This window comes from Paraburkholderia lebeckiae (assembly GCF_050436225.1).
In the GTDB taxonomy this organism is placed as follows: Bacteria; Pseudomonadota; Gammaproteobacteria; order Burkholderiales; family Burkholderiaceae; genus Paraburkholderia; species Paraburkholderia tuberum.
Map to the genome: position 1 here is coordinate 1,108,920 of NZ_JBNDLU010000001.1, position 11,293 is coordinate 1,120,212.

An 11,293-nucleotide genomic window follows, 5' to 3' on the forward strand; every position below is an offset into this window, starting at 1 on the left:
GCGCATGCTATGCGCATGAATCGGTCACGCGGGGACAGCAAATGTACCGCAAAAAAATTCACCATTATGATTTTGTCAGACCGGCCGCCGAGTCCGCTGATGCAAGCGACGCCATGGCCGTGCCGGTGACTTTGATGCATTGAGCATCAAAAGGCATTCTACCGGTGAATCGATGACGAAACCGTAGGGAATCCACGAATGAGTAGTGCGCAAGGCGACGGATCCGGCCGCTTGCCGCAAAGCCCGGCAGGTCCGCCCTTGCGGAAAAGCCAGGCGAGAGGCGCAATGAAAAGTGTGTCCGGAGGGATCGGATTTGCGCCGGCACGCGCGGTCCGCGTTCAGCTTGCCGGCATCGTGTCGAGCCGGGCCGCCGAATTTTGAAGTCCTTTGAAAATCCGCTCGGCGACCTTGCCCGGAAAGCGCTCGGGCAACTCCGCCGACACCCGCTCGATCACGCCAGGTGTCTGCTCGATCAGACGCTGGAGCAGCGGCTCGGCGTCGGCGCCGTACGAGCATTTCAACGCCATCGCGTTGAAGTGTCGCCGCTGCACGTCGCGAAACGCATCGTGCTTGCTGCGCGACCATAGACCCATCGCAAGCCGCGCCTTGTACCACGACCACTGGTTCGGGCCGTTGCCCTCGACCGGCCAGATCGACATCACGTCGTAAAGCGGCGTCAGACGGTACTGGCCACCGGCGAGCAGGCGGATGCTGAAGTTCTTCGCGTGGCCGTCCGGCGCGGCCAGCATCCAGAACAGGATCTGGCTCGCGAGCAGGGTCTCGATGTCCTGCCGCGCCTCGACCGATTGCTGCAGAATCCGCGCGAGGTCGAGCACGCCGGGGCCGCCCTCGTTTTCGTACTTGCGATGCGACGGCACGCCGTACACCTGGCAGAAATCTTCCTGCGGCAGACGCAGCAGCCAGCTGCCGCTCGAATGCATCTGCCGGTCGAAGCGTTCGACGGCGAGCACGCGCTGCTTGCCGAACCTGAGCATCTCGGTGTTCGCGACCGGCAGGCCGAACGCGCGCAGAATCCGCAGACACAGCCACTCGTTTTCGACCGACGTGCTGAGATCGGCGAGCCGGTTGCCGACCAGCCCGAGCGGCAGCTTGAAGATATGCGTGGTCGGCGTCGCGCCGTGCGGCCGTTGCCATTGGCCGTCGTGCCACAGCAGCGCGGTTTTCTCCTGCGCGCCGGCGAGCGAGATGCGGAAGTCGTCGGATTCGTCGGGCGCGCCGAGCGTCGGTTTGCCAACCGTCTGCGCGAGCAGCGCCTCGATGTCGTCGTCGGAAAGCGGCGTGCCTTCGATGCGCTGGACCCCGGCCGGCACGTCGTCTTCGGCGAGCAGCTGGACCGCGCCTACGCAGTCGCGGCCGATGGCCTGCAGCAGCTCGAACGCGTCGAGCGTTTCGGTCCGGTAGCGCTGCGCGATGCGTTTGCGGATGACGTCGCTGTCGGGCAGCAGGTTGTCGAAGTAGTTGAGCACCCGCGGCCCTTTGTGCGTCATGTTGCCGGGCGTGAACGGCAGCGACAGCGACAGCGGACGACCCGCGGGCGACGCGATCCAGGCGGCGTCGTAGGCGAACTCCATCGGGCCGCGCGCGGGCAGCCGCCAGAGCCCGACGCGCTCGCCGTTGGCCCACACCGACAATGCCTTCGAAGCGGTTTGCCGGGCCATCTCACCACTCGACGTTCGGTGCCGGCTCGGAGCTCGGCTGATTTTTGTCGCGCAACTGCAGTTGCAGGCCGTAGGCGCCGCACAGCGCGAGCAGCTGGGTGAGCGTGAGCCCGCTTGCATCGGTTTCGAGCGTGGAAATGCGGCTTTGGCTCACGCCGACGCGCGCGGCGGCCTCGGTCTGCGTGAGGCCGGCCTGGCGGCGGCTGGCCGCTAGCAACTGCGCGAGCTGGTCCGAAGTGGCGATCAGATGGAGCATGGCGGATTATCTGCGAGACGAATAAATGCAATTTATGCGTGAGACGAATATTTGTCAAATATTTGCGTGACGCATAATCGACGAATATTCGTGTGACGGATAATCGGGGCATTTCGGCAGGCGCCGGCTGCTACCAGCCGCGTTGCCGACGTCGCTCGTCATTGCGGACAATGGCCCGCACTGCGAAGATGACGCCCACCTCTCCAACCCGCCCACCAATGACCACGACTTACCCGCTGCACTCGACCTTCACGCTCGCCGACCAACCGTTTCCCAGCCACGCCGACGTCGTGATCGCCGGTGCCGGCATCATGGGCTGCGCGGCCGCTTATTACCTGGCGCGGCGCGGCCTGTCGGTGGCGGTGCTCGACAAGTCGCGGATCGCCGGGCAGCAGTCATCGCGCGCGTGGGGCTTCGTGCGTCAGCAGGGTCGCGAAGCCGCGGAGGTGCCGCTGATGATGGCCAGCATTCCATTGTGGAAAGAACTCGAACGCGAGCTGAATTTCGATCTCGAATGGCGCCAGGGCGGTTGCCTGTATGTCGCCACCCACGACGAAGACTGGACATCGTTTCAGCAATGGATCGAGGTCGCGCGTCAGTATGGCCTCGATACCCGCACGCTCGACCGCAGGCAGATCGACGCCGTGGTGACCGGCATGCAGGGCCCCGCGCTCGGCGGCCTGTACACGCCAAGCGACGGTCAGGCCGAACCGCGCCGCGTCGCCGCGGCCTTCGCGGCACGCGCGGCCGAAACCGGCGCGCTGTTTTTCGAGGGCTGCGGCCTGGTCGGCGTCGAACGCGCGGGCGGTGCGATCGCTGGTGTGGTCACCGAGCGCGGCACGATTCGTACCTCGCGTCTGATCTGCGTGGCCGGCGCGAGCAGCTGGCGGCTGCTCGGAACGCTCGGTCTCGAACTGCCGCAGCAGGCCGTGCGCGGCACCTGCATGCGCACCAACCCGCTGCCGCCGATCACGGCGTCGACGTTCTGGGGCCACGGTCTCGGCATCCGGCAACGCGCGAACGGCGCGATCAATCTCGCCGACGACATGCAGGTCGACGTCGACATGACGCTCGGTCATTTCCGCGCGCTGAAATGGTTTTTGCCCGAACTGTGGACGCAGCGCGAGAAGTTCAGCTTCCATCTGAACGGCGCCTGTTTGCACGATCTGCGCGAACGTCTGCCGGGCGGGGTGCCCGACGCCGAACGCGTGCTCTATCCGCGCGACCCGCATCCCAAGCCGAACGCGCGCCACGCGCCGCGCGCGCTGACAAAGCTGCGCGCACTGTTTCCGGCGTTGCGCGACGCCCAGGTGGTCGAGGCGTGGGCGGGGCTGATCGACGTGTTGCCCGACGGCATTCCGGTGATCGATGCGCCGCCGCAGGTCCCGGGCCTGACGATCGCGACCGGCTTCTGCGGTCACGGTTTCGCGATGGGGCCGATCGTCGGCAAGCTGCTGGCTGAACTCAACGATGGCGGCGAGGCGTCGCTCGATCTGTCGGCGTTCCGTTTGCAGCGTTTCTTCGACGGCACGATGAAGCGGCCGCGCAGCATGCTGTAACCCCCCGCAACCCGACCCGATACAACCCAATCCGACCGATACCACCGATGACCGAACCCGTCCTCCGCCGCGCCGACGTCCCGTACTACACGCAATGGGGCAGCCCCGAGTGGGTGCGCGACATCGTCGAACAGCAGCGCGACCCGTGCGACGATCCGCACTGGCAGCGCAGCGGTTTCGCCGACCCCGAGCGCTATCGCTTCTGGGCGCAACGCCTGTGCGGGCTGACGTGCCTCGAGTCGGCTCTCGACTACTGGGGCATCGATCACGCGCCGCGCGCCGCACTGCTCGACGACGCGCTGCGGCACGGCGTATACCGGTTGCGCGACGATGGTGGCGTCGACGGTCTGATCTACCGGCCGTTCGCCGACTGGGCCGGCCCGGCGTTCGGCCTCGATATCGACGTGCTGCCGCAGGCGTCGATCGAGGAGATCGCGGCGCGGCTCGACGACGATACGCTCGCGATCGTGTCGGTGAGTCCCGAGATCCGCTATCCCGAGCGGACGAACCGGCGGCGGGGCGGTCATCTGATCCTGCTGCACGGGCGGGATCGCGGCGGCGTGTGGTTTCACAACCCGTCGGGCGTCGCGCCGCATCAGTCCGACGTGTACCTGCCGTTCGCGACGATGTCGCGTTTCTATGCAGGGCGGGGGATGACGCTCAGCCGCGGCACGAGCTAGCCGGCGCGCTGGGCACGAAGCGGAGTCGCGATTCGGCGGGCAGTAGACGTCCACACGACTGGTCAATTTTTTCGCGCTCGGTTACGGTGACGTCATGCCCACTCCATCCCCCATTGGATCGTTCCGCCCATGACCCGCCCGACCACGCAGATCTTCGACGCCGCCACCACCGCGCGGCTGATGCCTTACGCAGCGCTCGTCGACGCGTTGAGGCGCGCTAGCATTGACTACGCGCAACGACGCATCGTGAGCCCCGAGCGGCTCGTCGTGCCGCTGAACGCCGGTGGCGTCATGCTGTCGATGCCCGCCACCGCGCCCGATCTCGCGATCCACAAGCTCGTCAATGTGTGCGCGAGCAACGGCGCGCGCCATCTGCCGACGATCCACGGTCAGGTCATGGCCTTCCATGCCGATACCGGCGAGACGCTGTTCATCCTCGATGGTCCGACAGTGACGGGGCGCCGGACCGCGGCGATGTCGATGCTCGGCATCGCGACGTTCGCCACGGGCGCGCCACGTGAATTCCTGTTGATCGGCACCGGCACGCAGGCGCTCAATCATCTCGAGGCGATCGGCGAACTGTTTCCCGACGCGCGCGTGTGGGTCAAGGGCAGCGCGCCCGCGCGCGCCGAAGCGTTCTGCGCGGCGCAGCGCGGCAAGGTGCGTGAGCTGCGGCCGCTCGCGGATGCGGGCGCGACGATTCCCGTTTCGGTCGACGTCGTGATCGCGTTGACCACGAGCAAACAGCCGGTCTACGACGAAACGGCGCGCGCCGAGCGGCTCGTGATCGGCGTCGGCGCTTTCACGCCGCAGATGGTCGAGATCGGCGCGACTACGATCGCGGGCAGCGCGCTGTTCGTCGACGATCAGGCTGGCGCAATGCACGAGGCCGGCGATTTCATCCAGGCCGGTGTCGATTGGGCGCGGGTGGGCGGGATCGCCGCGGTGCTCGAGCAGACGCAGCCCTTGCCGGCGGGGCCGGTGATGTTCAAGAGCGTCGGCTGCGCGGCGTGGGATCTGGCCGCGTGCCGGGTCGCGCGCGACGCGCTGGCGCGCGGCTGAGCGTCAGCGGCCCAACCGGCAAATAATCGCGCAAAATATCCCGAAAAAACAACTGTCTGGCGCGCAAGATTGGCAACTTGCGCTAACCTGCGGCAGATGTTGCCGTGCAAACTATCTCAAAACGTTGCACCATAGATGTTTGCCGGAAAAAGCGCCATAGCGGACGTGAGCCGTAGCCCGTCCGCCCGCCGCCGATTCCTGATCGACGCCTTCCCCCTAGACGCTGCGACCGTGCCATGACGACCCAACAAGCTCCTGCCACACCCGACCTGCCGCTCGACATGATCATCTTCGGCGGCACCGGCGACCTGTCGTTCCGCAAGCTGCTGCCCGCGCTGTACATGGCGCATCTGCACTGCAACCTCCCGCCCGACACCCGCATTCTGACGATCGGGCGCAAGCCCTGGTCGCGCGAGGAATACATCAGTGAATTCATGGAGCAGAAGGCCAAGCCCTTCATCGACGAAAAAGCGTTCGACGCGTCGGCGTGGGACAAATTTCTCGCGATTTTCGAATACGTGCGGATGGACGTCGATGCGGCCGAGGACTACCTGCGCCTGAAGGAAGCGTCGCGCGACGGCGTGAACCGCGTGTTCTATCTGGCGACGTCGCCGGATCTGTTCACCCATATCTGCGACAACCTGTCGTCGGCCGGGCTCGTCGACGGCAATTCGCGGGTGGTGCTCGAAAAGCCGCTCGGCCACGATCTCGCGTCCGCGCAGGAGATCAACAACGCGGTCGGCAAGCATTTCGAAGAAGCGCAGATCTACCGGATCGACCACTACCTCGGCAAGGAAACCGTGCAGAACCTGATGGTGCTGCGCTTCGGCAATCCGATTTTCGGGCCGCTGTGGCAGGCGCCGTACATCAAGAGCGTGCAGATCACGGTGGCCGAAACGGTCGGCGTGGGCAGCCGCGCGGGGTTCTACGACAAGACCGGCGCGCTGCGCGACATGGTGCAGAACCACCTGCTGCAACTGCTGTGCATCGTCGCGATGGAGCCGCCGGTGTCGCTCGATCCCGACGCGGTGCGCGACGAAAAGCTGAAGGTGCTGCGCTCGCTGCGGCCGATGACGCCCGAGGAGATCGCGCGCGATACGGTGCGCGGCCAGTACACGGCGGGCGCGGTGGATGGCGAGGCGGTCAAGGGATACCTCGAGGAAGACAACGTGCCGGCGGGTAGCCGCGCCGAAACCTTCGTCGCGTTGCGCGCGCGGATCAACAACTGGCGCTGGGCCAACGTGCCGTTCTTCCTGCGCACCGGCAAGCGGATGCAGAAGAAGCTGTCGGAGATCGTCATCGAATTCTCCGATCTGCCGTTCTCGATCATCCCGAGCGGTGGACGAACCTACGGCAATCGTCTGGTGATCCAGTTGCAACCCGAAGAGTCGATTCAACTGCAGGTGCTCGCGAAAGAGCCGGGCAGCGGCATGCACATGCTGCCGGTGAGCCTGAACCTCGACCTGCAGCAGGCGTTCACCGAGCGTCGCGCGGAAGCCTATGAGCGGCTTCTGATCGACGTGATCCGCGGACGTCTGACGCACTTCATGCGCCGCGACGAACTCGAAGCGGCATGGGCGTGGGCCGAGCCGATTCTCGAAGGCTGGGCGAAGTCGGGCGAGCGGCCGCGCTCATATTCGGCGGGCACGTTCGGACCGGCGGCATCGACCGCGTTGATGACGCGGGAGAACGCCGTGTGGGCGGAGGAATCGCAGTAACTGGCTTTTGACAGCGCGCTTTTCGAAGCGGCTCGCGACGTTGCAGTGGCGTCGCGAGCCGCTTTTGCGTGTGCTGTCGTTGCCGCGTGCATTATTCGTCATTGATACGGCTTGCGCCTATGATGGTTTCCTTGTCCGCGTCACTCAGCGGCATTCCAAACGGGGCATCGATGAGGCGAATTCTCGTGGCATTGATCTGGGCGGCAAGCGTGGCAACCACACTCGATCTCGCGGCTTGCGCCAGCAGCAGTCTCGATGCCCGGAGCGATCCGCCGAAGGTGATCATCGACAGCGACTACAACACGCTCGGCGACGACGGCCAGCTCGGGGTGATGGCTGCGCAATTGCAGGCGCAGGGCTCGCTGAAAGTGCTCGGCATTACCGTGGTGTCGGGCAACCAGTGGTTGAAGCAAGGTGTTGCCGATGCGCTGAAATCGGTCGAACGACTCGGCGTCGAACAACAGATCGGCGTCTATGCGGGCGCCAACTACGCACTGACGCACGACTTCAAAACGATCCAGCGGGAACTGAAGGAATTCCCCGGCGGCGATGGCTATATTGGCGCATGGAGCAAGCCCGAGCCGAAATCGGCTAGCGACCTCGTCGCGCCGCCGGACGGCTTCGCGACGCACACGAAGGTGCAGAGCCAGAGCGCGATCGACTTCATCGCCGAATCGGTCAAGCGGTACCCTGGCGAGGTGACGATCCTCGCGATCGGCCCGCTGACCAACATCGCGTTGGCCACGCGCGAGCATCCCGAGATCGTGCCGCTGATCAAGCAGATCATTTACATGGGCGGCGCGATCGACGTGCGGGGCAATACCACGCCCACCGCCGAATTCAACTGGTGGTTCGATCCCGCAGCGGCGAAAGCGGTGCTGCGTCTGCCGATCAAACAGACGGTGATTCCGCTCGACGTGACGGATACCGTGAAAATGGACAAGGCACTGTACGACCGCGTCGCGCACGATCCGGCGAAGCAGACCATCATCACGCAACTGTTCAGGACGCTGAACGGCTACGGATACGACGGCAAGGACGGCTTCGAGACCGATCCGAACTACACGACGAACATCTGGGACACGCTGACGCTCGCCTATCTGATGCATCCGTCGTTCGCGACGCAGACCGTCGAGGAGTGGGTGGATGTGGATACGGGCTTCGGCGCCAACGATGGCAAGGCAAGGGGCTACACGAGTTCGCCGCCGCCGGGTTTGCAGAAGATGACGGTCGTCAAACGATTTGATAATCCGGCGTTTTTTAATTTCTATGTCGATCTGTTGACGCGGCCGGTGCCGGTGCGGCCGTTGGACTAGTCAACGCGCGAGCGCCGCGCGCCCGCACCCGCTTCACGCGGGATGCAAGCCGCGCAGCAACTGACGCACGCGCGACAGATCCTGCTCGACGTGCCCGGCTTTCTCGAACAGCTCCGCGAGCCAATCGACGAACGCGCGCACGCGCGGCGACACGCGGCGGTTCTTCACATACGCGACCGAGACCGGCATCGGCACGGGTTTCCATTGCGGCAGCACTTCATGCAGCAAGCCCGAATCGAGGTAAGGCTGCGCGGCGATGCGCGCGGGCTGGATCATGCCGAGGCCTTGCAGTCCGCAGGTCAGGTACGCTTGTTCATCGCTGACTTGTACGAAGCCGTTGAGCTTGACCTTGCGCGCTTCGCCGTCCACTTCGAAATCGAAGTCGCATTCGCGGCCGCTATGCGGCGACACGCAGTTGACCGCGACGTGCGCGCGCAGATCGTCGAGATCGGCGGGCGTGCCGTGGCGGGCCAGGTAGGCCGGACTCGCGCAGGTGACGTGATCGAGCGTGCCGAGTTGCCGCGCGACGAGATTGGAATCGGGCAATTCACCGAGCTGGATGCTGCAGTCGATTGCTTCGGAGACCAGATCGACGGTGCGGTTGCTGACGCCGATCGCGAGGTCGAGTTTCGGGTAACGGGTGTGGAACTCGTCTAGCGACGGCAGCACGATTGCACTCGCTACCGCGCTGGGCATTTCGATGCGGAGGCGGCCGGTCAGGTTGTCGGTCGAATTACGGAGGCTGGCTTCCATTTCGTCGATGTCGGCCAGGATTTGCGCGCAGCGTTCGTAGTAGGCAGCGCCCTCCGGCGTGATGCTCAGGCGGCGCGTCGTGCGGACTAACAGCGCTGTGCCCAGCAGGGCTTCCAGGTTCTGGACGATCGTCGTCGCCGTTGCACGCGGAATGTTTAATGACTCCGCTGCGCGGGTGAAGCTGTTGGTGTCCACAATTCGGATGAATGTGCGCATTGCAGTTATTCTGTCGATCACTGGGATGCTCCAAATGGTTTTCTGTTTTTTTGCCTGCGGTGGATTTGTCTTTGTTCTTGTGGTGTTGGCCTTTCCTTGCTGACTTGTCGGTCTATTAGCGTTGCCCCTGTGCGGGGCGGCACCTACTTTCTTTGCTGCTGCAAAGAAAGTAGGCAAAGAAGACAGCTCAAACCGCTAATTCTTAAGCGGGCACCGTGCTCCACGAATGGCAGTGGTGCATCTGGAATCCGTGCCCCGGCACATTCCACGGCAGTGACAAAGCCGTCATCCATCCCACTCCGCACTACGTGCGTCGCGGACGGGTATGCAAGGGAAACCAGAGTGTTTTTTTAGGTTAGTGGGGCCATCGGCTGCGCCTCGGCGACGCGCCGAAACGACCAATGGTTTGAGACCAGTGCTTCGGCGCGCGCAGCGCCGCCGGAAGAATGACGGCCTTGTCACTAACGCGGAGTGTGCGGGAACACAGATTCCAGATGCACCACTACCCGCGGTATACAGAGGGACCCGCTTAAGAGTTAGCGGTTTGAGCTGTCTTCTTTGCCTACTTTCTTTGCAGCAGCAAAGAAAGTAGGTGCCGCCCCGCACAGGGGCAACGCCAATAGACCGACAAGAAATCAAGGAAAGGCCAACGCCCTAAGAACACAGAAAAAAGGGCGAAGGCAAAAAAAACACAACAACAAAACAGAACCCCGCGCCGCAGGCGCAAAAAAACCACCCGCTGCGCGGCCAAAAAGTTGCCATTACTTCCGCATCGAATCCATATCAACCACAAACCGATACTTCACATCGCTCTTGAGCATGCGCTCATAAGCTTCATTGATCTTCTGCATCGGAATCATTTCAATATCAGAAGTAATGCCATGCTCGCCACAGAAATCGAGCATTTCCTGCGTCTCGGCAATACCGCCAATCAGCGAGCCAGCAAGGCGCCGCCGCTTGAAGATCAGATTGAACACCTGCGGCGACGGATGATCGTGCTCCGGCGCACCCACCAACGTCATCGTCGCGTCACGCTTGAGCAGATTCAAAAACGGATTCAGATCATGCTGCGCAGCCACCGTATTGAGAATGAAATCGAAGCTATTCACATGCGCTTCCATCTCCTGCGGATTCTTCGAAACCACGACTTCGTGCGCGCCAAGCCGCTTCGCGTCCTCGATCTTCGACGGCGAGGTCGTAAACAGCACGACATGCGCGCCCATCGCCCGAGCCAGCTTCACACCCATATGGCCGAGTCCACCGAGGCCGACAATTCCGACCTTCTTGCCCGGACCCACGCCCCACGTGCGTAGCGGCGAATACGTGGTGATGCCCGCGCACAGCAGCGGCGCGACACCCGCGGGGTCGAGATTCTGCGGCACGCGCAGCGTGAAAGCCTCATCGACGACCAGTTGCGTCGAATAGCCACCGTAAGTGACCTGTCCGTCGACGCGATCGACACCGTTATACGTGCCCACCCAACCGTTCTCGCAATACTGCTCGAGACCTTCCGCGCAGCTCGAACAGGTGCGGCACGAATCGACCAGACAGCCGACCGCGACCAGTTCACCGACCTTGTACTTCGTCACGTTCGGACCAACTGCGGTCACACGGCCTACGATCTCGTGGCCCGGCACGACCGGGTAGATCGTGTTCTTCCATTCGTTGCGCGCCTGATGCAGGTCGGAATGGCACACGCCGCAGTACAGCACTTCCATCTGCACGTCATGGGCGCGGGGTGCGCGGCGCTGGATTTCAAATGGGGCGAGCGGCGCGGTGGCGTCGGTCGCTGCATAGGCATACGTCGTGCTCATGGATGGCTCCAGCAAAGAGGGTGATGGCGCAACATGCGACGCGCCGGCGATGCGCAACACTGGGTTGCGGATGCGGCGGGCCGCAGCATGAACCGGGATCGGGGCGCGAGCGTTGGGGGCCGCCGTTGGCAAGCTGTCGGCGCATGGCGGTCGATGACCGCGCACGCTGCGCGCGTCGAAAAAGGCGATCCGGCAGGGTTCCCATGTTAGGAGTCCGGCGCCGCCCGTGGAATACCTGAT

At 63.9% G+C, this 11,293-nt stretch carries 9 protein-coding genes; 5 read left to right on the forward strand and 4 right to left on the reverse strand.

The window, feature by feature from the left end:
- Positions 1-338: 338 nt before the first annotated feature.
- Both OKW45_RS05270 and OKW45_RS05275 read right to left on the reverse strand, forming a co-directional pair.
- On the reverse strand, positions 339-1,679 hold the full coding sequence (locus OKW45_RS05270) for a type II toxin-antitoxin system HipA family toxin (RefSeq protein ID WP_429466397.1): 1,341 nt from the start codon (positions 1,677-1,679) through the stop codon (positions 339-341).
- A 1-nt stretch (position 1,680) separates the two neighbouring features.
- Positions 1,681-1,935, reverse strand: a complete 255-nt coding sequence (locus OKW45_RS05275; protein ID WP_018420847.1) for a helix-turn-helix domain-containing protein — start codon at positions 1,933-1,935, stop codon at positions 1,681-1,683.
- Positions 1,936-2,153: 218 nt separating this feature from the next.
- Here OKW45_RS05275 and OKW45_RS05280 point away from each other — a divergent pair, with 218 nt between their 5' ends.
- The 5 genes from OKW45_RS05280 (at position 2,154) to OKW45_RS05300 (ending at position 8,270) form a co-directional block, all read left to right on the forward strand.
- Positions 2,154-3,494, forward strand: a complete 1,341-nt coding sequence (locus tag OKW45_RS05280; RefSeq protein ID WP_429466399.1) for an NAD(P)/FAD-dependent oxidoreductase — start codon at positions 2,154-2,156, stop codon at positions 3,492-3,494.
- Positions 3,495-3,541: 47 nt separating this feature from the next.
- The gene (locus tag OKW45_RS05285) at positions 3,542-4,174 is read left to right on the forward strand and encodes a cysteine peptidase family C39 domain-containing protein (protein ID WP_429466401.1); all 633 of its coding nucleotides are present in this window, start codon (positions 3,542-3,544) and stop codon (positions 4,172-4,174) included.
- 129 nt (positions 4,175-4,303) lie between these two features.
- Positions 4,304-5,236 (forward strand): bifunctional Delta(1)-pyrroline-2-carboxylate/Delta(1)-piperideine-2-carboxylate reductase, encoded by a 933-nt coding sequence (lhpI, locus tag OKW45_RS05290; RefSeq protein WP_429466403.1) that lies wholly within the window; start codon positions 4,304-4,306, stop codon positions 5,234-5,236.
- Positions 5,237-5,472: 236 nt separating this feature from the next.
- A complete protein-coding gene (gene zwf, locus OKW45_RS05295; RefSeq protein ID WP_429466405.1) occupies positions 5,473-6,954 on the forward strand; it encodes a glucose-6-phosphate dehydrogenase in 1,482 nt (493 codons plus the stop codon).
- A 170-nt stretch (positions 6,955-7,124) separates the two neighbouring features.
- Positions 7,125-8,270: a nucleoside hydrolase gene (locus OKW45_RS05300; RefSeq protein ID WP_429466407.1), complete on the forward strand. Its 1,146-nt coding sequence runs from the start codon at positions 7,125-7,127 to the stop codon at positions 8,268-8,270.
- A gap of 33 nt (positions 8,271-8,303) precedes the next feature.
- Here OKW45_RS05300 and OKW45_RS05305 read toward each other — a convergent pair whose 3' ends face one another.
- Together OKW45_RS05305 and OKW45_RS05310 are read right to left on the reverse strand one after the other, a co-directional pair.
- A complete protein-coding gene (locus tag OKW45_RS05305; protein ID WP_026225868.1) occupies positions 8,304-9,260 on the reverse strand; it encodes a LysR family transcriptional regulator in 957 nt (318 codons plus the stop codon).
- 740 nt (positions 9,261-10,000) lie between these two features.
- Positions 10,001-11,053: an NAD(P)-dependent alcohol dehydrogenase gene (locus OKW45_RS05310; protein WP_018420855.1), complete on the reverse strand. Its 1,053-nt coding sequence runs from the start codon at positions 11,051-11,053 to the stop codon at positions 10,001-10,003.
- Positions 11,054-11,293 lie beyond the last annotated feature (240 nt).